The sequence below is a fragment of the Dietzia sp. IBK-p2-15D genome, assembly GCF_057773105.1.
Genome location: NZ_JBYMTK010000002.1, coordinates 461940 through 486364 on the forward strand (window position 1 = coordinate 461940; position 24425 = coordinate 486364).

19 protein-coding genes are annotated in these 24425 nt (G+C 71.1%); 7 read left to right on the forward strand and 12 right to left on the reverse strand.

What is annotated here, in order from left to right:
- Positions 1-96 precede the first annotated feature (96 nt).
- Positions 97-2145: a neutral/alkaline non-lysosomal ceramidase N-terminal domain-containing protein gene (locus tag AC3DEV_RS05060; protein ID WP_488371465.1), complete on the forward strand. Its 2049-nt coding sequence runs from the start codon at positions 97-99 to the stop codon at positions 2143-2145.
- 77 nt (positions 2146-2222) lie between these two features.
- On the forward strand, positions 2223-2990 hold the full coding sequence (locus tag AC3DEV_RS05065) for an SDR family NAD(P)-dependent oxidoreductase (protein ID WP_119193494.1): 768 nt from the start codon (positions 2223-2225) through the stop codon (positions 2988-2990).
- Between the two features lie 498 nt (positions 2991-3488).
- On the opposite strand, the gene AC3DEV_RS05070 is transcribed toward AC3DEV_RS05065, so the two are convergent.
- Positions 3489-5168, reverse strand: a complete 1680-nt coding sequence (locus AC3DEV_RS05070) for a TM0106 family RecB-like putative nuclease (protein WP_488371466.1) — start codon at positions 5166-5168, stop codon at positions 3489-3491.
- Between the two features lie 111 nt (positions 5169-5279).
- Here AC3DEV_RS05070 and AC3DEV_RS05075 point away from each other — a divergent pair, with 111 nt between their 5' ends.
- Complete coding sequence (locus tag AC3DEV_RS05075; protein WP_488371467.1) at positions 5280-6125, forward strand: DUF6474 family protein; 846 nt, start codon at positions 5280-5282, stop codon at positions 6123-6125.
- A complete protein-coding gene (locus AC3DEV_RS05080; protein ID WP_488371468.1) occupies positions 6122-6778 on the forward strand; it encodes a copper resistance CopC family protein in 657 nt (218 codons plus the stop codon). The genes AC3DEV_RS05075 and AC3DEV_RS05080 overlap by 4 nt, the downstream gene beginning before the upstream one ends.
- A gap of 260 nt (positions 6779-7038) precedes the next feature.
- Here the strand turns inward: AC3DEV_RS05080 and AC3DEV_RS05085 are convergent, their stop codons facing one another.
- Positions 7039-8604: a succinic semialdehyde dehydrogenase gene (locus tag AC3DEV_RS05085; RefSeq protein ID WP_488371469.1), complete on the reverse strand. Its 1566-nt coding sequence runs from the start codon at positions 8602-8604 to the stop codon at positions 7039-7041.
- Between the two features lie 136 nt (positions 8605-8740).
- On the opposite strand from AC3DEV_RS05085, the gene AC3DEV_RS05090 reads away from it, so the two are divergent.
- Together AC3DEV_RS05090 and AC3DEV_RS05095 are read left to right on the forward strand one after the other, a co-directional pair.
- Complete coding sequence (locus AC3DEV_RS05090) at positions 8741-9535, forward strand: MerR family transcriptional regulator (protein WP_488371470.1); 795 nt, start codon at positions 8741-8743, stop codon at positions 9533-9535.
- A 55-nt stretch (positions 9536-9590) separates the two neighbouring features.
- Positions 9591-10478 (forward strand): oxidoreductase, encoded by an 888-nt coding sequence (locus AC3DEV_RS05095; RefSeq protein ID WP_206474430.1) that lies wholly within the window; start codon positions 9591-9593, stop codon positions 10476-10478.
- Between the two features lie 148 nt (positions 10479-10626).
- Here AC3DEV_RS05095 and AC3DEV_RS05100 read toward each other — a convergent pair whose 3' ends face one another.
- The 3 genes from AC3DEV_RS05100 to AC3DEV_RS05110 all read right to left on the reverse strand — a co-directional run bounded on the left by AC3DEV_RS05100 (position 10627) and on the right by AC3DEV_RS05110 (position 14496).
- The gene (locus tag AC3DEV_RS05100; protein ID WP_488371471.1) at positions 10627-11691 is read right to left on the reverse strand and encodes a hypothetical protein; all 1065 of its coding nucleotides are present in this window, start codon (positions 11689-11691) and stop codon (positions 10627-10629) included.
- Between the two features lie 124 nt (positions 11692-11815).
- Positions 11816-13333 carry a phospholipase D-like domain-containing protein gene (locus tag AC3DEV_RS05105; RefSeq protein WP_317469879.1) on the reverse strand — a complete coding sequence of 506 codons (1518 nt, stop codon included), beginning with the start codon at positions 13331-13333 and terminating at the stop codon, positions 11816-11818.
- Complete coding sequence (locus tag AC3DEV_RS05110; RefSeq protein ID WP_488371472.1) at positions 13330-14496, reverse strand: amidohydrolase family protein; 1167 nt, start codon at positions 14494-14496, stop codon at positions 13330-13332. The genes AC3DEV_RS05105 and AC3DEV_RS05110 overlap by 4 nt, the downstream gene beginning before the upstream one ends.
- Before the next feature lie 133 nt (positions 14497-14629).
- Here AC3DEV_RS05110 and rraA point away from each other — a divergent pair, with 133 nt between their 5' ends.
- Positions 14630-15112: a ribonuclease E activity regulator RraA gene (rraA, locus tag AC3DEV_RS05115; protein ID WP_119192687.1), complete on the forward strand. Its 483-nt coding sequence runs from the start codon at positions 14630-14632 to the stop codon at positions 15110-15112.
- Positions 15113-15176: 64 nt separating this feature from the next.
- Here rraA and AC3DEV_RS05120 read toward each other — a convergent pair whose 3' ends face one another.
- The 7 genes from AC3DEV_RS05120 to AC3DEV_RS05150 form a co-directional block, all read right to left on the reverse strand.
- Complete coding sequence (locus AC3DEV_RS05120) at positions 15177-15539, reverse strand: hypothetical protein (protein ID WP_182634910.1); 363 nt, start codon at positions 15537-15539, stop codon at positions 15177-15179.
- Positions 15540-15650: 111 nt separating this feature from the next.
- Positions 15651-16205 (reverse strand): hypothetical protein, encoded by a 555-nt coding sequence (locus AC3DEV_RS05125; RefSeq protein WP_067714925.1) that lies wholly within the window; start codon positions 16203-16205, stop codon positions 15651-15653.
- Positions 16205-16504, reverse strand: a complete 300-nt coding sequence (locus AC3DEV_RS05130; RefSeq protein WP_235027950.1) for an RNA-binding S4 domain-containing protein — start codon at positions 16502-16504, stop codon at positions 16205-16207. The genes AC3DEV_RS05125 and AC3DEV_RS05130 overlap by 1 nt, the downstream gene beginning before the upstream one ends.
- Positions 16505-16529: 25 nt before the next feature.
- Positions 16530-16898 carry a hypothetical protein gene (locus tag AC3DEV_RS05135; protein WP_067714927.1) on the reverse strand — a complete coding sequence of 123 codons (369 nt, stop codon included), beginning with the start codon at positions 16896-16898 and terminating at the stop codon, positions 16530-16532.
- An 88-nt stretch (positions 16899-16986) separates the two neighbouring features.
- Positions 16987-18459, reverse strand: a complete 1473-nt coding sequence (locus AC3DEV_RS05140; RefSeq protein WP_067714930.1) for a glutamate synthase subunit beta — start codon at positions 18457-18459, stop codon at positions 16987-16989.
- A complete protein-coding gene (gene gltB / locus AC3DEV_RS05145) occupies positions 18452-23053 on the reverse strand; it encodes a glutamate synthase large subunit (RefSeq protein ID WP_488371473.1) in 4602 nt (1533 codons plus the stop codon). The genes AC3DEV_RS05140 and gltB overlap by 8 nt, the downstream gene beginning before the upstream one ends.
- Before the next feature lie 263 nt (positions 23054-23316).
- Positions 23317-24425, reverse strand: a 1109-nt coding sequence (locus tag AC3DEV_RS05150) for a hypothetical protein (protein ID WP_488371474.1), incomplete at its 5' end; no start/stop codon positions are given.

Sequence of the window (24425 nt, forward strand, 5' to 3'; positions counted from 1 at the left end):
CCGCAGAGGGCTCCCCGGACGAGCGTCCACTTGGGTAGCGTCACTTCCCGATGCGGGGATGCGAATCACCGCGATACGCGCACCCGGGGAGAGCAGATGTCCGACAACCTGATCACCGTCAGCCGCCGCACCGTTCTGGGCGGGGCCGCCGCACTCGGCGGGGTCGCCGCGCTGCAGTCGCTCCTGCCGGCCGTCGCCTCGGGCCAGTCCACGGCCATGTACGTCGGCCGCGGCATCGGGGACATGACCGGAGAGCCGCTGGGCGCGGGCATGAACGGGTACGCGGACACCGAGCAGCAGTCCGTCGGGCTGCATCTGCGGCAGCGGGCCCGCGCCTTCATCTTTGCCGACTCGCCGTCGTCACCCCGGTTCCTCCACGTCACCGCCGAGATCGGCCTCGTCTTCCAGTCGATCCAGCAGGAGGTGTTGCGCCGACTGGCCGCCGAGTTCGGCGACACCTACCACGAGGGCAACGTGGTCATCACCGCCACGCACACCCACGTGGCACCCGGCGGAACATCCGGCCATCCGATGGTCGACCTGTCGATGCTGGGCTTCCGGCCGGTGACGTTCGAGGCCAACGTGGCGGGGATCGTCGACGCCGCCCGGATGGCCCACCACGATCTCGCGCCCTCGGGAGTCGGTGTCACCACCGGCACACTGCACGACGCCGGCGCCCAGCGTTCCCGCGGGTCCTTCGACCGCGACACCCCCGAGGAGCGGGCGCAGTTCCCGGCGGGGATCGACCCGCGGTCGCAGTCGCTGCAGATCACCCGCGACGGCCGGCTCGTGGGCGTGCTCAACTGGTTCGGCGTCCACGCCACCTCGATGACCTCCCACAACACGATCGCGTCCTCGGACAACAAGGGTTACGCAGCATGGCACTGGGAGCGGGAGGTGGCCGGGCAGGACTACCTGGACGGCCGCACGCCGGAGCTGGTCACCGCGTTCGCCCAGACCAACCCGGGCGACGTGAGCCCCAACCTCGACCTGGCCCCCGGCCGGGGACCGACGCCCGACGAGTGGCTCAACACCAGGATCATCGGCGAGCGACAGTTCGCGGCCGCGCGGGCCCAGGTGGGCACAGGGGTCCGTCCACTCGGCAGCGGGATCGACGTCCGGCACCGCTGGGTGGACATGTCGGCCGTCGAGGTGCGGCCCGAGTTCACCGGCGACGGACGCACCCACCGGACGGCGGTGGCGGCCCTCGGCGCGTCGTTCGCGTCGGGCAGCCAGGAGGACGGCGGCGGTGGTGACGAGCTACCGTTCGCCGAGGGTGACCGCGGCGGCAACCCCGTCATCGCGGCGATCACCGACGTGGTGATCCCCGCCTGGCTCCGCGAGGCGCACGGCGCCAAGGACGTCCTGCTCCCGGTGGGCCTGGTCCCCCACGCGATCCAGCGCGTGTACCCGTTCCACCTGGTCCGACTGGGAACGCACCACCTGTTCACCCTGGGGTTCGAACCGACCGTCGTGGCGGGCCTGCGCCTGCGCCGGACCCTGGCGGCGGAACTGGGGGTGCGCGAGGACCACGTCACCGTCCAGGGGTACTCCAACGCCTACGGGCACTACGTCACCACGCCCGAGGAGTACTCGGCGCAGAACTACGAGGGCGGCGCGACGGCGTTCGGCCCGTGGACCCTGCCGGCGATCCAACAGGTCGCCGCCGACCTCGCCCGCTCGATGCGGGCCGGGACTCCGCTGGACCCCGGCACCTCCGAGCGGGACCTCACCGGGCAGATCCCCGTCTCCCCGCTGGGCAACCCACTCGTCGACACACCGGCTCCGCTGCGGAACTTCGGCGACGTCCTGGACCCGCCGCTGGCGGAGTACCGCGTCGGGCAGCGGGTCGTGGTGCGGTTCTGTGGCACCCACCCCAACTCCGACCTGCGCCGGGGAGACACCTACCTCGCGATCGAGCGGCGAGAGGGCGACCGGTGGGTACGGGTGCACGACGACGGCGACTGGTCCACGATGATCGTCTTCGAAGGCCTGCTGACCGTCACGGGCGCCCTCGTCACCTGGGACATCCCGCCGGGCACCCCGGCCGGCGCGTACCGCGTGGTCTACACGGCGTCGGGCCGCGCGATCGACGGGCGACTGTTCCCCGTAAGGGGGGAGAGCCCGGCCTTCGACGTGCGCTGACAGCGGGTCTGGGACACTGGAGACGTTAATGCTTGCACTTCCTAGTGCTCGCGTCGTCAACAGAAAGGACATCGCCCGTGGACATCAAGGGTGCTTCCGTCATCGTCACCGGCGCCGCCTCCGGCCTGGGCAACGCCACCGCGCGCTCGTTCGCCGAGAAGGGCGCGGTCGTGTTCGGCCTCGACCTGCAGCAGTCCATCGACAAGGCGGTCGAGCAGGGCATCGATGAGGGCATCACCCTCATCGCCGCCGACGTCACCAGCGAGGACGACGTCAAGGCCGCCATCGCCAAGGCCACCGAGGCCGCGCCACTGCGCGTGGTGGTCAACTGCGCCGGCATCGCCCCGGCCGCACGCATCGTCTCCAAGAAGGGCGTGCACGCGCTCGACCTTTTCCAGACCTGCATCTCGGTGAACCTCGTGGGCACGTTCAACGTGCTGCGCCTGGCCGCCGAGGCCATGTCCACCCAGGACACGGTGGACGAGGACGGCCAGCGCGGCGTCATCATCAACACCGCCTCCGTCGCCGCCTACGAGGGCCAGGTCGGCCAGATCGCCTACGCCGCCTCGAAGGGCGGCGTGTACTCGATGGGCATCTGCGCCGCGCGCGACCTCGCGCAGTTCGGTATCCGCGTCAACACCATCGCCCCGGGCACCATCGAGACCCCGATGCTCAAGGGCCTGACCGAGGAGTTCCAGAAGTCTCTCGAGGCCGCGATCCCGTTCCCGTCGCGCCTCGGCCGGCCGTCCGACTACGCGCAGCTGGCGAACGCGATCGTCGAGCAGGACTACCTCAACGGCGAGAGCTTCCGCATGGACGGCGCCCTGCGCATGGCGCCGCGCTAACTGTCCGCCCGGGACCGGACATAGCGTCCGGCCCCGTGCGCCGGTACGACGACTGAGGCCCGCCCCTGCGAAGGGGGCGGGCCTCGGTGCTGTGCCTGGGTCAGGCGGTGCGCACAGGGTCAGCCGCGACCGTTGTCGATCGCGGGGCCGGGGGCCGGCGCGGGGCTGGGCGCCGGAGCCGCGGGGGCCGGAGCGGCACCTGCCGGCGCCCACGGCAGCGGCGGCAGCGGCGGCAGGGCGATACCGGCGGCGGTGAGCGATGCGTGGATCTCCGGGAGGAAGTAGATGCCCGCACCGACGGCGGCGACCGAGCCGAGACCCAGGGTCGCGGGGACGAGCGAGCCCGTGCCCGGCAGGGCCCCCGCGTCGGACCCGAGGACATCGGTCCGTGCCCCACCCTAGCCACGCTTTCAGGTGATCAACGGCGAGAACTCAGTTAAATCTTAGTTAGAAGAAGCTCCCGAAATCCGCTCACGCACTGCAGATATCACCGCGTACTCAGCCGAGGTGGGAGATCCACTCACGCACGGCCCGGGTGGCCTGCACGTCGTCCTCGTTGTAGGTGAGGATGCGGTCGCGGCCGGCGTCCCGCTCGACGCCCCGCGCCGCCTGCGCGTCGCGGTACCAGCCGAGCGAGGCCTCGCCGCCGGCCTCGGGATCCCGCCACGTGAACCCCGCGGCCGGGGCGACCACCTTCAGCCCGAGGCCCGAGGTGGAGACGAACTGGGTGGTGACCGCCTCGTGGACGTCCACCCAGAGCGGGGAGGAGATGAAGCGCCGGACCTCGGCGACGGACGGGACCCCCTTGACGACGGCGACGGTGCCCTCCGGACCGAACCTGCCGGCCGACGAGAGCAGCCACCCGTTCTCCGCGGATCGTGAATAGCAGTAGGCCCGGAACGACCGCCCCTGCCCGGCCGCCCGGTCGCGGATGCCTGTCAGCCAGCGCCAGAACTCCGCGAACGAACGCCCCTCGTCCGGATCCGGCAACCGCGCCCAGGTGGCGAACGGCCTGTACCCCTCGGCCTCCAGGGGCCGCCCGTCCCTCAGCGTGAGCAGGGTCCCCCACAGATAGGCGCCGTCGTCGAGGTGGCTCTCCAGGTCGACGTCCACCTCGATGTCCGCCCGCGGGATGCTCGGCCGCGCCACCTTGGGCACCACGACCTCGCCGTCGCGGTGTGCCCTCGCCCGCAGGACCGCGTCCGAGAACGGCTCGCCGTTCCAGTCCGTGGGCCGGTCCGGTCCGGCCTCCGCCAACTCCGCCACCGTCCGGATCCCCCGGGCCCTCAGCGATCCGACCTGTCCGCCGCCGACGACGAGACTGACGTCATCGGCCACGACGAGCCGGTCGCGGCAGCCCTCGACGGGCCCGTCCCGGTCGTCCCAGCCCTCCCACCAGGGGCAGGTGCGACACTCGCCGATCCGGCTGGGCGCGGTGTCCAGCTCACCGCGCACCACGGCCAACCGCGTGGCGTGGGTCCGCTCGGCCGAGTCGAGCACCGGCCCCAGATCGTGCACCACCGCGCGCGCCGACCCCAGCCCCAGCACCGCACCGACCGGGGACTCCGCCGCGTGCCCCACCGCCCTCAACAAGCGCCACGCGTGGACGAGCCGGTCCAGATCCGCAGGGTGACGCCGCACCCGCAGGGAGGGATCGGGCGCGGGGGCCCAGTCGAGCAACCGGGTCACCGTCGCCGTCGAGGCACTCCTGCCCCGTCGCGGATCGACCACCTTGTGATTGACCACCAGCACCGGCGCGTACCCGCCGCCGGGCACGGCCGCCAGGGTGCATCGGAGGCCCGCCCGGCCCCCGTGCGGATCGGCGGGAAGAGCCGCGCCCCACACCAGCGTCGCCCCGTCGGCCAGGGCCCGGAGTGTCGACCTCTCGTCGTCGTCGCCCGGTACGTCCCCCGGCAGATCGGTCCAGTGATCCCCCACCACATCCACCACCGCGGCGTCGGGGCGCGCGTCGCGCAACGCGCGCTCCCGCAGGCCCGCGCGACGATCCGCCGCCGCCATCGCCCGCAGCCGCACCCCCTCGTCGAGCGGCGCGGTCCGCCACCACCCCGGTCGCGCATCACGCTCCCGGGCCACGCGGTGCAGACATCTGGCCCCCGAGGCCGGCCCCACCACCGCCGCGTCGGGGGCGCGGTGCGTGGTGCTCCCAGCGTCCTCCATCGCCGTCCATCATGGACCAGCCACGCCCCGCACGACGGTCCGGTCCTCAGTGCGGGCCGATTCGCCTAGGCTGGAGACCTGATGTCCGCGACGAGAGAAGGATCGACGCCCATGGGCAAGCTGACGACCTACCGCGACAAGCGTGCCGAACTCCGCGCCCATGCTTCGGCGCTCAAGTCCACGGCCATGAAAGAAGCCAAGCTCGCGGCCAAGGAGACACGCAAGAAGGCCAAGGAGGCGCACCGCGTGGAACTGGCCGAGGCCAAGGAGCGCGCCAAGCTCGAGCGCAAGAACGCCGACCGCAAGGCCCGACGCGCCGAGAAGCGCGCCGAGAAGCGCGACAAGCTCGACCGCAAGTCCGCCAAGCGGAACCGGAAGAACGAGAAGGTCCACGCCAAGCAGGAGCGCGCCACCATCAAGCGCGAGGCCAAGCTGCTGGCCAAGGACCGGAAGCTCGCCGAGAAGATCGACTCCGCCGGCCGCAAGCACGAGTACGAGCTCGCCGAGATGGAGCTGAAGAAGCTCGAGGGCACCAAGCTCAACAAGGACGACCTGCAGCGGTGGCTGAGCATGGCCAAGGTCGCCACCCCGGTGCTGTTGCCGATGGTCTACAAGGCCGTCTCCAACGTGCAGGGGTCGGCCGGCAAGCCCTCCGGCCCCGGAGGCGTGGACCTCGAGGCCGCCGGCATCAACGCCACCGGCCCCGGCGCCGCCCTCGGTGTGCGCATCGTCCGCCTCGAGCAGACCCTCGACCAGCTCGACGTGAGCCGCGGCAGCGAGCGTGAGGTCAAGGACTTCATCTCCTCCACCCGGACCCGGCTCACCGACCTCCGGACGGCGGTCGAGACCGCCGAGACCACGCCCACCGGGCAGCGGCGCGAGATCCACTCGTCGATCTCCGGCGAGCTCGACCGCATCAACAAGGACATCTTCGCCCGCCTGGGCGTCAAGGCGTGACGGCGCTCCGGGGGCGGCTGGCCTCCGTCGCGGTCGCTGCCGCCCTGGTCGGCGGCGCGGCCGCTCCCTCGGTGGTGCTCGCCCCGGTCGCCGGCGCCCACTCGGTGTTGGTCTCCATCGACCCGGAAGACGGCTCCGAGCTGGACACCCCGCCCGACGAGATCGTCCTGACCTTCAACGAGGAGATCAACCAGAACTTCGCCTCCGTCGCCGTGACCGCCGGGGACGACCGGGCCACCCGGGTCGTCGGCGACCCCTCGGTGGCGGGCGAGACCGTCACGGTCGACGTCGATGATCTCGGGCCCGGCGCCTACACCGTCGGCTACCGGGTGACCTCGTCCGACGGGCACGTGGTGAGCGGGTCCTCGGTCTTCACCGTGACGGGCGGGGCCGGCGGCGCGGAGGCGGGCGCAGAGTCCGGCGCAGAGGCCGGCTCGGAGTCCGCGGCCGGCGGGGAGTCCGGCTCGCAGCCCGCGGCCGGCGGGGACGCCTCCCCGGCGGGCGGGTCCGATGCCGGGGCCGGCGACGAGGCGGACGTCGCCGATGAGACCTCGGGCGAGGACACCGGCGTCAACCCCGCGATCTGGGTCGTCGGCGGACTGGCGATCCTGCTCATCGGCGGCGCGTTCGTTTTGCTGCGCCGCGGCAACTGACGGGCGGGCACGCCAAGCGCCGAGCGGCGCAGCCGCTCCCCCGCCCGGCGTCTCGCTCCCGCGCCTGTACACGTCAGCCACAGCCGCGTCCGGGCATGGCGTCTGGCCTGCCCCCCGGGGCGCGCGAGACGCCATGCCCGGACGCGGCTATATCACGAGGTCGAGCGATCAGGAGGGCGAGCGGCGTCAGCACGAGGCGGGCCGGGGCGGCCGGACACCGCCCGCGCGGGCCCGGCCACCCGCGGGCTCCCGCCGCCCGCCTACCGCCCCGGCAGGAAGCGCATGGCGTCGGTGGCGGGCGCGAGCAACTGCTGCCACCGCGTGCGGGGCAGGAACGACGGCCCGCCCATGTGCACGACGCGCTGAGTGGCGATCGTCTGCGCCTCGGTGTACTTGAGCAGTCCCTCGTCACCGTGGCGTCGGCCCACCCCGGAGGCGCCCATGCCGCCCATCGGGCCGGCGACGGAGCCCCAGCCCGCGACGTAGCCCTCGCCGACGTTGACGGTGCCGGTCCGCAGGCGCGCGGCGATCTGCTCGCCCTCGGAGTCGGACCCCGCGAACACCGACGAGTTGAGCCCGTACTCGGTGTCGTTGGCCTCGGCGATCGCCTCCTCGACCGAGTCGACCGGGTAGATCGACACGACCGGGCCGAAGGTCTCCTCGCCGTAGCAGGTCGCGCTGGAGGGCACGTCGGTGAGCAGGGTCGGCTCGTAGAACAGCGGGCCCAGGTCCGGCCGGGCGCGTCCGCCGGCGAGGACGCGCGCGCCCTTGGCCACCGCGTCGTCGACGTGTGCGGAGACGGTGTCCAGCTGGTCACGGGAGATGAGGCTGCCCATCTCGGCCTCGAAGTCGTAGCCGGGCCCCACGCTCATGGACTGCACACGCGCGGTGAGCTTCTCGATGAGCTGCGGCGCGACCGAGCGCTCCACGTAGACCCGCTCGACCGAGATGCACAGCTGACCCGAGTTGGAGAAGAACGCGCGCGTGGCGACCTCGGCCACCTCGTCGAGGTCGGCACCCTCGGTCACGATCATGGCGTTCTTCCCGCCGAGTTCGGCCGAGAAGCCGATCAGGCGCTCGCCGCACTGGCGGCCCAGCGTGCGGCCGGTCGCGGTGGAGCCGGTGAACATGAGGTAGTCGACGTTCTCCACGATCGCGCCGCCGACGGTCCCGCCCGAACCGGGCACCACCTGGAACAGGTCGCGCGGCAGGCCCGCCCGGTAGAGCATGTCGGCGGCGGCGAGGGCACAGAACGGCGTGATGGAGGCGGGCTTGATCACCACGGCGTTGCCCGCGAGCAGGGCGGCGAGCGCGTCGGTGGCGGCGAGGTTGAGCGGGTAGTTCCACGGCGCGATCACGCCCACGACGCCCTTGGGCTGGCGGCGCACCACGGCCTTGGTCAGTCCCGGCAGCATGCCCTGGACGCGCTTGGGGGCGAGCAGCCCGGGCGCGGTCCGGGCGTAGTGACGCGCGGTGATGAGGCAGTCCAGCACCTCCTCCTGTGCGGAGGCGCGGCTCTTGCCGGTCTCTGCCTGCACGATGTCCATGAGTTCGCGGCGGTTCCGCATGACCTGCTTGGCGAAGCGGGTGATGACGGCGACCCGGTCGGCGACGTCTCGTTCGGCCCACGCGACCTGCGCGGCCCGGGCCCGATCGACGGCGGCGGTGACATCGTCGGCGGTGCCGGCGGGGATCTCCGCGAGTGGGTCACCGGTGAAGACCTCGGTGATCACCGCCGACGGGCGGCTCGAGGGGTCGGCCCGGAAGTCGGGGATCGCGACGAGGTCGCGGAGACGGTCGTACACATGGGGCGCGGGTCGGCTCATGGCTCCGAGGTTACCGGCGGGTAAGGAAGAGCGGTACCGCCTGCCGTTGTTCCCCGCCCGCCGATCTTGGGATCCCGGGCTTGACCCTGACATCACGTCAGGCCCCACGCTCGTGGATGTGAGAGATGCTGGAGACATGACGACGAGAGACGGGCTCACCGTGGGTGCGGTCGCCGCACTCGTCGGGGTGAGCGTCCGGACCCTGCACCACTGGGACCGGATCGGGTTGGCGCCGGCGAGCGGCAGGACGTGGTCGGACTACCGGGTGTATGACGACGACGACGTCGCCCGCCTCCACCGGATCCTGGTCTACCGCGAGCTGGGCTTCCCGCTCGCGGAGATCGGGGACCTGCTCGATGACCCGGAGGCCGACGCCCTGGCTCACCTGACCCGCCAGCGGGAGCTGCTGGTCGGACGCATCTCGCACCTGCAGGAGATGGTCTCCGCAGTCGACCGCATGAAGGAGGCGATCGATATGAACGCACCACTGACCCCTCAGGACAGGGCCGAGATCTTCGGCACGGACTGGAAGGAGGAGTACCAGGAGGAGGCCGAGAACCGCTGGGGCGACACCCCGCAGTGGGCGCAGTCGCAGGAACGCACGGCGCGCATGTCCAGGGAGGACTGGAAGCAGGTCAAGGCCGAGGGCGACGCGCTCAACGTCGACCTCGCCGCCGCCAAGCGTGCCGGCATGGACCCGGGGGCGCCGGAGGCCGCGGAGCTGGCCGAGCGCCACCGCGCATCGATCGGGCGGTTCTACGACTGCACGCATGCGATGCAGGTCTGCCTGGCGCGGATGTACGTCGAGGACCCACGCTTCGCCGAGACGTACGACGCGCACGAGCCGGGCCTGACTCAGTGGCTGGTCGCCGCCGTCGAGGCCAACGCCCGGGCGCACGGCGTCGACCCGGACACCGCCACCTGGGAGTGAACTGCCCCGCATGAGCCGGTGGGCGATGTCGGACGGCGGACGTACCCTGGCCCGCATGAGCCGATGGACCACCGCCGACATCCCTGACCAGACCGGCCGGACCTTCGTGGTCACCGGGGCGAACTCCGGGCTGGGCCTGCAGTCCACCCGCGCGCTGACCGACGCGGGCGCCCGCGTGATCATGGCCTGCCGTGACACGGGCCGCGCCGAGACGGCCCGCGCGGGGCTCGCGCACCCGGACCGCGCCGAGGTCGTCGAACTCGACCTGGCCGACCTCGAGTCCGTGCACGCGGCGGGTGAGCTGCTCGCGGGCCGCTCGCCCGACGTGCTCATCAACAACGCGGGGCTGATGAACATCCCACGGTCGCGCACCGCGCAGGGCCACGAGATGCAGTTCGGCGTCAACGTCCTCGGCCACTTCGCGCTCACCGAGCACGTCGCGCCGGCGCTCACCGACCGGGTGGTGTGGCTGGGCTCGATGATGCACCGCTTCGGCACGGTGGACCCCGACGACCTGGACTGGACCCGTCGCCGCTACGCCCCGATGCCGGTGTACGCCGCCTCCAAGCTGGCCTGCGTCATGCTCGCCTACGAGCAGCAGCGTCGCCTCGAGGCCGCGGGGTCGCCGTTGAGGGCGGTGGCCGCGCACCCCGGGTACTCGGCGACCAATCTGCAGTACCGCAGCGGCAGTCGCGTGCAGGACCTGCTGATGAAGGGCGTGGAGAAGATCCCGTTCCTCGTGCAACCGGCCGAGCGTGGGGCCCTGCCGCAGCTCTACGCCGCGACCGTGGAGTCCGTCGCGGGCGGCGCATACATCGGCCCCGACGGCCCCGGCGAGCTCACCGGGTACCCGACGACCGTGACCTCCACCAAGGCCTCGCACGACCGCGAGGTCGCGGCCGCGCTGTGGGACCGCTGCCGGGAAATGAGTGCGCAGGGGTGAGTGGTCAGGGGTGAGTCCGCAGGGGTGACCGCCCGTGGGTAACCGCTGGCGGCGCGGCCTACCGCCCGGCCTTCCGCCCGGCCTTCCGAGTGGCCCCGCAACGATCCGCCCGGGCCCGCGTGGAGGGGACGACGACGAGGCCGGGCCCCTACGCGCGCCGGCGGGCGAAGGCCAGCAGCAACCCGCCCAGCAGAATCGTCCCGGCGGCGACGCCGACCAGCGCGGTGGTCCCCACGCCGGTCACGGCCAGCTCCGCGGGGGCCGACAGCTCGGCGGGGGCCGACTGCTCGCCGGGTCCGGCGGCGGCGGTCCCCGCGGTCGTGGCGATGGCGGCAGGCGTGGCCGCGGCGCCGAGGGTCGCGCCCACACCGCCGGTTCCGCCCTGCGTGTCCCCGGCGGGACCGTTCGCGCCGACCGGGGAGACGTCGGCCTCGTCGTCGTCGACCTCACCGTCGTCGACCTCGTCCGTCGCGTCCTGCCCACCGTCGGCGGCCGCCGCCTCGGCCTCGGCGCGACGGCGCTCGTTGTCCTCGTACGGATCCTGCAGCGCGGCGATCTGGACCGCCTCGATGCTCCCCGCCAGCGCGCCGGGCAGCTCGGTGCCGGCGGCGTCCGCGGCGTCGGTGAGCAGCGCGCCGCCCTCGGCCGAGCCCTCGACCAGCCCGTGCCAGAAGTCCAACTCGTGCGGGTAGAGCGCGCCGGCCTCCTGCCGCTCACCCAGCGCAGCAAAGTAACCGCCGGCGAGTTGCACGCCGACGACGGCGAACATGTATTCGGGGATCGCGATCGATCCCAGCCCGATGGTGCCCGACCCGATCGACCCGGTCGGATTGGCGTAGACGGAGCCCGGCAGGCTCCCCGAGGACGCCACGGATGCCGCCGCGGACCCGCCGGCCGACCCCAGTGCCTCGAGCGGCGCCACCGAACCGAGGGTCTGCCCCAGGGACAGTCCGGCGTCCGCCACCGGGGCGCTGCCCGTCTCGCGCAGCCCCTCGGACCCGAGCGCCCCACCGCCGATGACGATCTCCTCGGGCAACTGGCCGACCAGCTGGTCCACACTGCTGTTGCCCGTCTCGGCGGGCAGCGCTGAACCCGACCCCGAGTCCTCCTGCGCGTACGCCACGGCGGGGACCGCGACGACCGCCACCACGGCGGTCGTGACGGCGGCGCCGAGGCGCCTGGTCCGGACTCCGGAACCACGGGTCTGGGGCATCGGGCACAGCCTCTCGTCGCAGGGGCGGGCCTGTGCGACCCGCGCACGCTGAGCGTACTACTGCGGTGCCGCCCGCCCGTAGCGCCGGCTGTCCGGCCGGACCCGATCCGCCGCCGGACCCGGCCTACTGCAGCGCGGAGGTGAGACGTGCGACGTTGTCGACGTACCGCCCCGGCCACGGGCGGCTCATCCACGTCTCGATCCCCAACGTGGTGCAGTCCTCGAGGTAGGAGTCCACCACGTCGTTGAGCTCCGCGACCGCCTCGCCGCCCAGGACCAGCAGACTGATCTCGAAGTTGAGGTTGAACGAGCGCTGGTCCATGTTGCTCGAGCCCACGATCCCGGCGTAGTCGTCGATCAGCACCGTCTTGGTGTGCAGCACCGCCGGGGAGCGGAAGCGGTGGATCACCACCCCGGCCTCGAGCAGCGCGCGGTAGTAGGACCGCTGGGCGTGGTGGACGAGGAACTGGTCGGCGTGTTCGGGGACGAACAACTCCACCCCCACCCCGCGGAACGACGCCGACGTGATGGCGTGCAGGAGAGCGTCGTCCGGCACGAAGTACGGGCTGACGATCCGCACCCGCTTCCGTGCCTGGCCGATGAGCTGGGTGAACATCCGCAGCCCGGGCTGCGTCCTGTACCCCGGGCCGGACGGGACCAGCTGGAACGCGCTCACCGGGTCGCCCGCCGTGGGATCCCCGCCCTTGCGTCCGGGCGCCAGTGGTGCGCCCTGCGCCACGTCCTCCAGCGTGCCGATCACCTCGCCGGACTCGGAATACCAGTCCACGGCGAACACGCTGTCCATCGCCTGGACGATCTCCCCGCGGACCTCCATCATCAGATCGACCCACTCGCGGCCGAGCCGGGCATTGCGTGAACTGCCGTAGTGGCGCTCGATGAGGTTCTGCGACCCGATGAACCCGTGCACCCCGTCCACGATGAGCATCTTGCGGTGATTGCGTAGGTCCGGCCGCCTGAACCGGCCGCGGAACGGGTTCACCGGCAGCATCAGGTGGAACTCCACCGGGGTCCGCCGCAGCCGCTTCCGGAGCTTCGTGAACCCCCGGTAGCGCAGTGACCCGAGGTGGTCGACCAGCACCCGGACCACGACCCCCCGATCGGCGGCCTCGACCGCGGCGGTGAACAACTCGTCGGTTTCGGAGTCCCACGACTGCGCGTAGAACTCGATGTGCACGTGGTCCCGGGCGGCACGGACCGCCTCGGTCATCGCCGCCAACGACCGCGTGTAGTCCGAATGCAGGCCGATGAAGTCCCCGGACATGGCGGGGATCGCGGTGAGGGTCCGGTTCATCTCCAGGATGGTCCGCACCCCGGGCCCCACGCGCACTCCGTCGGGAACGGTGGGCCGCTTCTCGAGCGCCCTGGCATAGAGATGGTTCGCCTCGGCCTGGATGAGGTGCCGTCGCCCGGTGATGTAGGGATTGCCCAGCAGGAGGAACAACGGCACCCCCACCACCGGGATGAAGAGGATGGCGAGCAGCCACGCCTGCGACGACGACGGCTGCCGGTTCTCGGGGACCATCCCCAGCGCGAGGATCTTGATGACGTACTCGGTGATGAGCAGGCCCGAGGTGACCCCTGCCGGGAAGGACAGGTCGAGACCCACTGCTGTCGGGTTCACGACGTCTGTCGGGTCAGGACCGTCCCGAGGGCGAGGGCACGGGGGTCGATCACCGTTCCGCCCCGCATCGTCCACCGCACCACGCCCGCCAGGGCACGCTGGGCGTACACCGAGTCCGCAGAGCCCAGCTCACGGGTCCCGGGCAGGACGACGAACGCCTCGTCGTCGGCGACCGCGGCGAGATCCGCGCGCAGGCCGACCCGGATCTCACCGCGGTCCCGCAGGCCCACGACCCCGGCGGTGCGCGTGGCCATCCACCCGGCGACGTCGGCGAGATCGAATCCCCGGCGACGGGCCTCGGTCCACACGACCGACAGCCCGAGGCGGGCCGAGGCCACGGCGTCGATCGTGCCGTCGCGCAACGCCTCCCACAGCAACTCGCGGTTGGCGGCGTCCCGGATCGGCGGGTCGAGCCGCGCGACCGCAGCGCCGCCGTGGGTGACCTCGGAGACCAACGCCAGCATGTGCGGGCTGGTCGAGGCGGTCACGGCCAGCCCGTCCGCCCTGGCCTCGCGCAGCAGGGGCAGTTCCTCGTGGTCGGACACCGCCCGGACGTGCAACCGGCCACCCGTGCGCCGGCAGACCTCGAGAAGCCCGGGCAGATCGTCCACCCCGGCATCCACCGCGAACAGCCCGCCGGCCTCCGCGACCTCCTCGGCGGCCGCCACCACCTGTGCGGAGTCCAGGGTCGGCGCACCGGCGACACCCTTGCCGGCGGCCACCGCCGACACCCCGAACACGCCACGATCCAGCAACGTCCCGAGCCCACCGAGATTCCCCGGAACCGCCGCGCCCCACAGCCCGACGTCCACCGTGGACTCGCCGGAGACGTCCTGGCGCCAGCGGTCCACGTCCTCGGGGGTGATCGCGACCGGGTCGCCGTCGGTTCCGTAGTCGATCACCGAGGTGATCCCGCCCTGAGCCGCCGAACGCGTGCCCACCGCGACGTCCTCGGTACTGACGTGCGGGTCGACGAGTCCCGGCATGAGGACCACGTCATCACCGAGGGCGATCGTGTGGTCGCCCGCCAGACCGATGTCCCGCGCCTCCGACCCCGTCCGCACCGACGAGATCACTCCCCCGTCCACCGTGACCGCCGCCTGCTGGATGCGATCGTCGACGACCGCGCGCCGGGCGTGGATCAGGAGTTCGTACTGGGCCACGGGTGGCTCCTTCCTGGTTCTCGGACGATGGCGGGGCACCCTTCACCCGCCATTGTCCCCCACGGCGGGCTCCCCCGCGGGAGCGCGGCCGGATAGCGTTGCCATGACCAGACCACGTCCCAGGAGGCCCCGCATGACCGACACCCCCGCCGGATTCGTCCCCACCGCGGACCTCGTCGACGAGATCGGCGAGGACGTCCGCAGCTGTGACACCCAGTTCCGCGACCTCGGTGGCCGGACGGAGTTCTTCGGTCCCGTCTCGACCGTCCGGTGCTTCCAGGACAACGCACTGCTCAAGAGCGTGCTCGGCGAGCCCGGCGAGGGCCGGGTCCTGGTGATCGACGGCGGCGGCAGCCTCCACACCGCGCTGGTGGGCGACCTCATCGCCGAGCTCGGCCGTTCCCACGGCTGGGCCGGGGTCGTGGTCAACGGCGCCATCCGAGACTCGGCGGTCGTGGGCGGCATGGACTTCGGTTGTAAGGCCCTGGGCACGAACCCGCGCAAGTCCAGCAAGACCGGCGACGGCGAACGCGACGTGACCGTGAGCTTCGGCGGGGTCGACTTCGTCCCCGGTGACACGCTCTACGCCGACTCCGACGGGATCGTGGTGCGCTGACCCGACCGGGTCGTTCGTCGCACCCGCCCGAGCGCCCGCGGGGTGTGCCCGCGGGCGGGGTCGCTCAGGAGGCTCCCCCGAGGCTCGCGACCGGGATGGTGAGCACGTCGCCGATCGAGGCCTCGGGCCCGTAGCTGCCCAGGGACCCGGGCGCGTAGGAACCCGTCGCGTTGGGCAGCTCCACCGACAGGATGACCGAACCGGCGTTGATGAGCCCGGTGAGCAGGTCCATCAGCGAGCCGGTCCCGAGCGACCCGTAGCCGATGCTGCCGAGCGCCTCCCCCACGTTGGGAGCGAGGAGCACGCTGCGAATCGTTCCCATATCCGCGGACTCGTCCGGCTCGTCTGCCGCCGCCGTTCCGGCTCCGGTCAGCAGGGCGGCGGCGGCGAGTGCCGAGACGGTCGCTGCGAGGGTGGTCGTGCGCATCGGGATCCTCCGGGTCATCGCCCCGCCCCACGGCGGGGTCTCACCCAGGAGATGGTATCGGGGGTCACACCAGTGTGGCGCGCGACGCGGCTTTCCGGCCCGCTCGGCCGATCAGGCCTCGCGGCGGATCCAGCGCAGCAGGGGCCCGAGTGAGACCCGGTCGGTGAGGTCCAGCCCACCCAACTCGAGCATGGACTCCTCCTCCGGGGTGCGCTCGGATTTGCGACGCAGCGCCGCGAGAGCGGTCTTCACGCCCAGCCGCTGCCGGAATCCCAGCTGGTCCGGGGTGACCACGCCCCGCAACTGGAAGAGCTTGAGATCGCGGAGCTGATCGCCCGAGAACTCACTCGACATGAGCTCGATCCGGGCGTCATCGGTGACCGGAGTCGGGCCCACCATGACGACGGCGACCCGGCGCCCGGCCTCGACGAGCGCCTCCCAGTTGTCGCGGATGAACGCCGAACCACCCAGCCCGCCGGCCGCCCGCATCCCGGTGACGAGGACGACCGTCCCGGCGACGACGAGTTCGGCCGGGTCCACGGCGTCGTGATGGGTGGCCCCGGTGTCGAATTCCTCGGCGAGCCAGGTGGCGTAGCGCCTGGCGCCGGGGTCATCGTCGTGCAGCACCACCGGAGCCTGGATCGTCCGCCGCGTCTCGTCCGCCATCAGGCCTCTCCCCGTCCGTCGCGCGCGACCACCCGGGCTGCGCGGCCCCCGATCTCCACCACGTCGCCGTCGACCAGGCCGCGACCGCGACGGGTGTCCACCTCGTCGTTGACGCTCACGGCGCCGGAGGCGACCGCGTCCTTGGCCTCGGCACCCGAATCGAGCAGTGATGCCAGCTTGAGGAACTGCCCGAGCGTCAGCTTGCTGCTCAGGTCGCATTCGACGTCGTCGACGGGTGGACCGGCCGGCGGGGGTGTCGCCCGGCCGGTCCGTCCTCGTCCTGCGATGTGGCGGCTCATACGCCCGAGCCTATCGGGCGCGCCGTCACGCGAGCGGACCCGTCCTCGCGGGCTGATCGCCGGGCAGGTCCCCGCGGCCGCGTCGCGTCACCAGGGCCAGCCCCGTCCCGCCGGCCACCAGTGCCGCAGCGGCCAACGCCAGCGCGATGATCTGCACGCCCGACATGCCCGAGGCGTCGTCGACCTCCTGCTCGTCCACGTCGGGGGACTCGCCCCTGGACGGCAGTGGTGGCAACTCGCTCAACACGGGCAGGTCCGTCACCACGGCCCGGCCGCCCGGTCCCGGGAGCTGGGCGCCCGGTCCCGGCAGCTGGGCCGAGGCCACCGGCGCCCCGGCCAGGACGACCGCAGCGCAGAGCGCGGCGATCATGCTGGCGGGGCGACGGCGGACCATGGATGCCTTCCGAGACGGAGGCCGGGCGGCCTGCTATCAGAATAGACCTGATCTTAGGTTCCATTAAGGTCAGGCGCCACGGCGGATCTCAGCGCTGTGCCACGTCCGTCGGTCGGACCGGCTCCGGCAGCGCCGTCTCCCCCATGAGGAAGCGATCCACCGAGGCGGCGGCGGCGCGCCCCTCCGCGATGGCCCACACGATGAGCGACTGCCCGCGGCCCATGTCGCCGGCCACGAACACGCCGTCGACATTGGTCGCGTAGGTGCCGTCACGGTCCACGTTTCCGCGGTCGGTGAAGTCCACCCCCAGGTCGGAACAGAGTCCGGCCTTCTGGGCACCCGTGAAGCCCATCGCCAGCAGCACCAGGTCCGCCGGGTACTCGAAGTCCGTACCGGGAACGGGCTCGAAGCGCCCGTCCACCATCCTCACCTCGGAACCCTTGAGGGCGGTGACGTGCCCGTTCTCCCCCACGAACTCGGCGGTGGACACGCCGTAGACGCGCTCACCGTTCTCCTCGTGGGCGGAGGCCGTGCGGAACATCAGCGGGTACATCGGCCACGGGGTCGAGGCCGCACGCGTCGCCGGCGGGCGGGGCATGATCTCGAAACTCTTGACCGACCTGGCCCCCTGGCGGGTCGCCGTGCCGAGGCAGTCCGCACCGGTGTCACCGCCACCGATGATGATGACGTGCTTGTCCCGCGCGTGGATGGCGGGCAACCCGTCGGCATCCACCACCGGGTCGCCGACCGCGGCCTTATTGGCCAGGGGCAGGTAGTCCATGGCCTGATGGATGCCCTCCAGCTCACGGCCGGGCACGGGCAGGTCCCGCCTCATGGTGGCGCCGCCGCTCAGCACCACCGCGTCGAACTGCTCCCGCAGCTGCGACGCCGTGATGTCCTCGCCGACGTTGACCCCGGAACGGAAGACCGTTCCCTCGGCCTCCATCTGCGCGAGACGCCGGTCGAGGACCGCCTTCTCCATCTTGAACTCGGGGATCCCGTAGCGCATGAGTCCACCGATGCGGTCATCACGCTCGAACACCGTGACGGAGTGTCCGGCGCGCGTGAGCTGCTGCGCGGCGGCCAGACCCGCCGGGCCCGAACCCACGACCGCGACGGTCTGACCCGTACGGAACGACGGGATCACCGGTGCCATGCCGCCGTCGGCCCACGCGGCCTCGGCGATCTCCACCTCGATCTGCTTGATCGTCACGGGCGGCTGGTTGATCCCCAGGACGCAGGAGCCCTCACACGGCGCGGGGCAGAGCCGGCCGGTGAACTCCGGGAAGTTGTTGGTCGCGTGCAGACGGTCGACCGCCGCGTCCCACTTCCCGCGGTGCACCAGGTCATTCCACTCGGGGATGATGTTGCCCAGCGGACACCCCTGGTGGCAGAACGGGACACCGCAGCTCATGCAGCGGGAGGCCTGGGTCTTCAGGTGATCCTCCGGGAGGGTCGTCGACTCGTATACCTCCTTCCAGTCCATGATGCGCAGGTCGACGGGGCGGCGTTCGGGCAGCTCCCGCTCGGTGTGCTTGAGAAAGCCCTTCGGGTCAGCCATTTGCGGCCTCCATGATCGCCTCGTCCACGTTGCGTCCGTCCTTCTCCGCCTGCTCGATGGCCAGCAGCACGCGCTTGTAGTCGCGCGGCATGACCTTGGCGAAATGATTCACGTTCTGGGCCCAACCACCGAGGATCTCCCGGCCCCGGGCCGAATCGGTCTCCTCCACGTGGCGCTCCACGATGCCGCGGAGGAATTCCACGTCCTCGCTGGTCAGCTCGTCGGTGTCGACGAGTTCCACGTTGAGGTTCTCGGGCAGGACGCCCTGCGGGTCGTAGAAGTAGGCGACGCCACCGGACATGCCGGCCGCGACGTTGCGTCCCGTCTCCCCCAGCACGACGACGCGTCCACCCGTCATGTACTCGCAGGCGTGGTCGCCCACGCCCTCCACCACCGCGGTGACGCCCGAGTTGCGCACGCAGAAGCGCTCGCCCACGATGCCGCGGAGGAAGACCTCGCCGGCCGTGGCGCCGTAGCAGATCACGTTGCCGGCGATGATGTTGTTCTCGGCCGCGAAATCGGGCGCGGCGTCCTCCGCCGGGCGGACGACGATGCGTCCCCCGGACAGTCCCTTGCCCACGTAGTCGTTGGCGTCACCGAACACCCGCACGGTCACGCCGGAGGCGAGGAACGCCCCGAGCGAGTTGCCGGCGGACCCCGTGAAGCTCAGGTCGATCGACCCCTCCGGGAGCCCGGCACCACCGTGCGCCTTGGAGATCTCGTGGCTGAGCATGGTGCCCACCGAGCGGTTCACGTTGCAGATCGGGTAGCTGCCCGCGAACGGCCCCGTCGCGGGATCAGCGATCACGGAGCGGCAGTCCTCGATGAGCCGACGGTCGATGACGCCCTCGAGCTTGTGGTCCTGCGACTTGGTGTTCCGCAGGTCCTGGTGCATGAACGGGGACTCCGCCTGGGCGAAGATCGGCGCCAGGTCGAGCTTGGCGACCCGCTTGTTGTGGGCGAACGCCCGCGACTTGTCGAGACATTCGGAGTGTCCGATCGCCTCGTCCAGCGAACGGAACCCGAGCTCGGCGAGGTACTCGCGCACCTCCTCGGCGATGAACTCCATGAAGTTCACCACGTACTCGGCCTTGCCGTTGAACCGCTCGCGCAGGATCGGGTTCTGGGTGGCGACACCGACGGGGCAGGTGTCGAGATGGCACACGCGCATCATCACGCAGCCGGCCACGACGAGCGGAGCCGTCGCGAATCCGAACTCCTCGCCGCCGAGCAGCGCCGCGACGATGACGTCGCGCCCGGTCTTGAGCTGCCCGTCGACCTGGACGACGATCCGATCCCGCAGGCCGTTGACCAGCAGGGTCTGCTGGGTCTCGGCGAGACCCAGCTCCCACGGGCCGCCCGCATGCTTGAGCGAGGTCAGCGGAGACGCGCCGGTGCCACCGTCGTGGCCGGAGATGAGCACCACGTCGGCGTGCGTCTTGGACACACCCGTCGCGACGGTGCCCACACCCTGCTCGGCCACGAGCTTGACGTGGATCCGGGCCTCGGGGTTGGCGTTCTTCAGATCGTAGATGAGCTGCGCCAGGTCCTCGATCGAGTAGATGTCGTGGTGCGGCGGCGGCGAGATCAGCCCGACGCCCGGGGTCGAGCCACGGACCTCGGCGACCCACGGGTAGACCTTCCCCGGCGGGAGCTGGCCGCCCTCGCCCGGCTTGGCGCCCTGGGCCATCTTGATCTGGATGTCGGTGCAGTTGGCCAGGTAGTTGCTGGTCACACCGAACCGGCCTGAGGCCACCTGCTTGATGGCCGACCGGCGCCAGTCACCGTTGGGGTCGGGGCTGAAGCGGTCGATCGACTCGCCGCCCTCGCCCGAGTTGGACCGGGCGTGGAGACGGTTCATGGCGATCGCCAGCGTCTCGTGGGCCTCGGCCGAGATGGAGCCGTAGCTCATCGCGCCCGTGGAGAACCGCTTGACGATCTCCGAGACGGGCTCGACCTCCTCGATCGGCACCGGGGGACGAGTCCCCTTCAGCTCGAACAGTCCGCGGAGGGTGGCCAGACGTTCCGACTGGTCGTCGACGAGCTGGGTGTACTCCTTGAAGATCTCGTAGCGACCGGAGCGCGTGGAGTGCTGGAGCTTGAACACCGTGTCCGGGTTGAACAGGTGGTACTCGCCTTCCCGGCGCCACTGGTACTCCCCGCCGATCTCGAGCTCGCGGTGCGCGGCCTCCTCCGGCCGCGGCAGGAACGCGAAGCGGTGGCGACGGGCCACGTCCTCGGCGATCTCGTCGAGCCCGATGCCGTCGATGGGGCTGATCGAGCCGGTGAAGTACTCGTCGCACAACTCCTGCGAGAGCCCCGTGATGTCGAAGAGCTGCGCACCCGTGTACGAGGCCAGGGTCGAGATGCCCATCTTGGACATCACCTTGAGCACGCCCTTCGCGGCGGCCTTGCGGTAATTGGCGCAGGCCGCGGGGGTGTCCACCCCGGTGAGGTGACCGGTCTTGACGAGCTCGTCGATGGACTCGAACGCCATGTACGGGTTGATCGCCTCGGCGCCGTACCCGAAGAGGACCGCCATGTGGTGGACCTCGCGGGCGTCTCCGGATTCGACCACGAGGCTGACCCGGGTACGGGTCTTCTCGCGGACGAGGTGGTGGTGCACGGCCGAGGTGAGGAGCAGCGACGGAATCGGCGCGTTGCGCTCATCCGACTCACGATCCGACAGCACGATGATCGTGGCACCATCCTCGATGGCGTGGGAGATCTCGCGACGGATCCGTTCCAGGGCGATGCGCAGGCCGCGGCCGCCGTGAGCGACGTTGTACAGGCCGCGGACGACCACCGATCGCAGACCGGGACGGGTCTCGCCGGCCGCCATCAGCGTCGACAGCTCGTCGTTGCCGAGGATCGGGTTGTCCAGGCGGATCTGGCGGCACGACTCCGGGCCCGGGTGGATGAGATCGCCCTCGGGGCCGAGCGTCACACCGTAGCTGGTGACGAGCTCCTCGCGGATCGCGTCCAGCGGCGGGTTGGTGACCTGGGCGAAGCGCTGCGCGAAGTAGTCGAACAGCATCCGTGAGCGCTCCGACAGGACCGGCAGCGGCGTGTCGGTGCCCATCGATCCGATCGCCTCCGCACCCGCCCCGGCCATCGGCGAGACGAGGATCCGGAGCTCCTCCTCGGTGAATCCGAAGACCCGCTGTCTCAGCACGACACGCTCGTGCGGCATGTACGGGTGGTCGACCTGCGGGAGATCCCCGAGTCGGACCATGCCCTCGTCGAGCCACTGCTGGTACGGGTGCTCGGCGGCCAGCTCGGTCTTGATCTCCTCGTCGTCGATGATCCGCCCCTGGGCGGTATCGACCAGGAACATCCGGCCCGGGCGCAGGCGGGTCTTGGTGACGACCTTGTCCTGGGGGATGTCGAGGACGCCGACTTCGGAGGCCATGACGACGAGCCCGTCGTCGGTGACCCAGATCCGGGACGGGCGCAGACCGTTGCGGTCGAGCACGGCGCCGATCACGGTGCCGTCGGTGAACGTGATCGACGCCGGTCCGTCCCATGCCTCCATGAGGGAGGCGTGGTACTCGTAGAACGCCCGCTTGGCCGGGTCCATCGTCTCGTGGCGCTCCCACGCCTCGGGGACCATCATGAGCACGGCGTGGGGCAGGGTGCGCCCTGCCAGCGTCAGCAGTTCCAGCGCCTCGTCGAAGCGCGCGGTGTCGGAGCCGCCCGGGGTGCAGATGGGCAGTGCCGCCGACAGGTCCTCGATGTGCTCGCTGGACATGAGTGACTCGCGGGCCCGCATCCAGTTCTCGTTACCGCGGGCGGTGTTGATCTCACCGTTGTGGGCGACGTAGCGGAAGGGATGCGCCAGCGGCCATGCCGGGAACGTGTTGGTGGAGAAGCGGGAGTGGACGATGCCCAGGGCGGACTCCACACGCTCGTCCTGGAGATCCAGGTAGAACTCCGGGAGCTGCTTCTCGGTGAGCATGCCCTTGTAGACGAAGGTCCGAGGGCTCAGGGACGGGAAATACACGGTCTCCGAGCCGAGGTCACCCTTGCCGGGCCCCTTGGAGCCCAGCTCGTGCTCGCAGCGCTTGCGCACGACGAAGCACTTGCGCTCGAGGTCCAGCTCCGTGAGCAGCGCCCCTCCGGGGCCGGCGGCCTTGACGAAGATCTGGTGGATGCTGGGCTGCGCGTCGCGTGAGATCGCGCCGACCGTGGAGTCGTCGACCGGGACCTCACGCCACCCGATCACGGACACGCCCTGTTCGGCGGCGATCCGCTCCACCATCCGCATGGCGTCCATCGCGAGCATGCGGGACTGGGGGAGAAAACAAAGGCCGGTGGCATATGCACCGGCCTCAGGCAGTTCTACGTTCTGCTCCTCACGCATCACTTCGCGGAGGAACAAGTCCGGTACCTGGATCAACAAGCCCGTGCCGTCACCGGTGTTGGCCTCGGCGCCAACGGCGCCGCGGTGCTCGAGGTTCACCAGTGCGGCGATCGCCTTCTCGACGATGTCCCGGGACTTGCGTCCGTACATATCCACAACGAACGCGACGCCACACGAGTCGTGTTCGTATTCAGGGCGGTACAGGCTCTTGGGGCCGGGAGTCGTCATCATGTATTCGCCTTCGCTTGTCGACGGGCGGACTCCGTGGTGTCTGGAGCACCCGTACTCAGAGGACCGAAGTGCTCTGGCTCGGAAATAATATGGGCAGAAGGGGCGCAGCACACAAATCGGGAAAGTCAAACTGTGGCCCCTGACATGGGAAGCCGAGTCCACCTTGTGAGATTTCTCTCAGGGTACGCGCCTCACGCCCACCCGAGATGGCGGAAGGCCCGCCCCGGGCGAATGCTCCCGGGCCGGGCCTTCTCTCAGATAGCTCACCGAATGAACGGCATTGGTGGCAACGTGACACCGTCCGGCAGCGCCACTTCGTAGTCACCCAACGATCCGGTCATCACGATGGCGGCATTGACGCCCACCGCGGCGCCTCCGACTCCGGCGACACCCGGCTCGCCCCCACGCCCGTTCGGCGTCGGGGGCCCGGGCGCAACCGGCGGCGCGGCGACCGCCGGCGCTGCCGCGACCGGGGCGGGGAGGCCCGGCAGCGGCGGAAGGGCGATCCCCATGTCCGCGCCCACCTGCAGGATCATCGGTGCAGCAGCCACGGAACCGCCGATGAGCGCGACAGGCAGCAGCAGCGGCAGCGACCCCGCAGCCGAGCCCGCCGATCCGAGGGGAGCCAGCGATGCCGTGAGGGAACCGAGGGGCGCGAGCGACCCCGCGGCCGAACCCGGTTCGAGAGATCCCATCGGCAGCGAACCTTCGGACGACCCCTCCTCCAGCGACCCTTCGTCAGAGCCGAGATCATCCGACCCGGCAGCAGAACCCGTCATCAACGGCTGGAGCGAACCCCCATCGAGGGACCCCTCCAACGACCCGTCGAGCGAGCCCTCTCCGGCTCCGTTGTCCGACCCGGCATCGGAACCTGACGACAGCGGCGCCAGGGAACCCGTATCCAGGGACCCCTCCTCCAGCGACCCTTCGTCAGAGCCGAGATCATCCGACCCGGCAGCAGAACCCGTCATCAACGGCTGGAGCGAACCCCCATCGAGGGACCCCTCCAACGATCCGTCATCCGAGCCCACGTCATCCGATCCCAGATCCTCCGAGCCGGCATCGGAACCAGCCGACAACGGCGCGAGTGAGCCATTGTCGCCCTCAGAGCCGGACGAGCCGAGTGCCAGGAGCAAGGTCACGGTCGCGAGCGACCCGGCCTCGGCGGAACCGGGCTCCAGCGACCCCTCCTCCGAGCCGGCATCCGAGCCCGCCGACAACGGCGCCAGCGAACCCGCATCCAGGGACCCCTCCTCCAGCGACCCTTCGTCAGAGCCGAGATCATCCGACCCGGCAGCAGAACCCGTCATCAACGGCTGGAGCGAACCCCCATCGAGGGACCCCTCCAACGATCCGTCATCCGAGCCCACGT

Bases quoted from the DNA above. Each gene is read 5' to 3' on its own strand.
- AC3DEV_RS05060 (WP_488371465.1), top strand. From the start codon at position 97: ATGTCCGACAACCTGATCACCGTCAGCCGCCGCACCGTTCTGGGCGGG.
- AC3DEV_RS05070 (WP_488371466.1), bottom strand. From the start codon at position 5,168: ATGGAGGACGCTGGGAGCACCACGCACCGCGCCCCCGACGCGGCGGTG.
- AC3DEV_RS05075 (WP_488371467.1), top strand. From the start codon at position 5,280: ATGGGCAAGCTGACGACCTACCGCGACAAGCGTGCCGAACTCCGCGCC.
- AC3DEV_RS05085 (WP_488371469.1), bottom strand. From the start codon at position 8,604: ATGAGCCGACCCGCGCCCCATGTGTACGACCGTCTCCGCGACCTCGTC.
- AC3DEV_RS05090 (WP_488371470.1), top strand. From the start codon at position 8,741: ATGACGACGAGAGACGGGCTCACCGTGGGTGCGGTCGCCGCACTCGTC.
- AC3DEV_RS05095 (WP_206474430.1), top strand. From the start codon at position 9,591: ATGAGCCGATGGACCACCGCCGACATCCCTGACCAGACCGGCCGGACC.
- AC3DEV_RS05100 (WP_488371471.1), bottom strand. From the start codon at position 11,691: ATGCCCCAGACCCGTGGTTCCGGAGTCCGGACCAGGCGCCTCGGCGCC.
- rraA (WP_119192687.1), top strand. From the start codon at position 14,630: ATGACCGACACCCCCGCCGGATTCGTCCCCACCGCGGACCTCGTCGAC.
- AC3DEV_RS05120 (WP_182634910.1), bottom strand. From the start codon at position 15,539: ATGCGCACGACCACCCTCGCAGCGACCGTCTCGGCACTCGCCGCCGCC.
- AC3DEV_RS05125 (WP_067714925.1), bottom strand. From the start codon at position 16,205: ATGGCGGACGAGACGCGGCGGACGATCCAGGCTCCGGTGGTGCTGCAC.
- AC3DEV_RS05130 (WP_235027950.1), bottom strand. From the start codon at position 16,504: ATGAGCCGCCACATCGCAGGACGAGGACGGACCGGCCGGGCGACACCC.
- AC3DEV_RS05135 (WP_067714927.1), bottom strand. From the start codon at position 16,898: ATGGTCCGCCGTCGCCCCGCCAGCATGATCGCCGCGCTCTGCGCTGCG.
- AC3DEV_RS05140 (WP_067714930.1), bottom strand. From the start codon at position 18,459: ATGGCTGACCCGAAGGGCTTTCTCAAGCACACCGAGCGGGAGCTGCCC.
- gltB (WP_488371473.1), bottom strand. From the start codon at position 23,053: ATGATGACGACTCCCGGCCCCAAGAGCCTGTACCGCCCTGAATACGAA.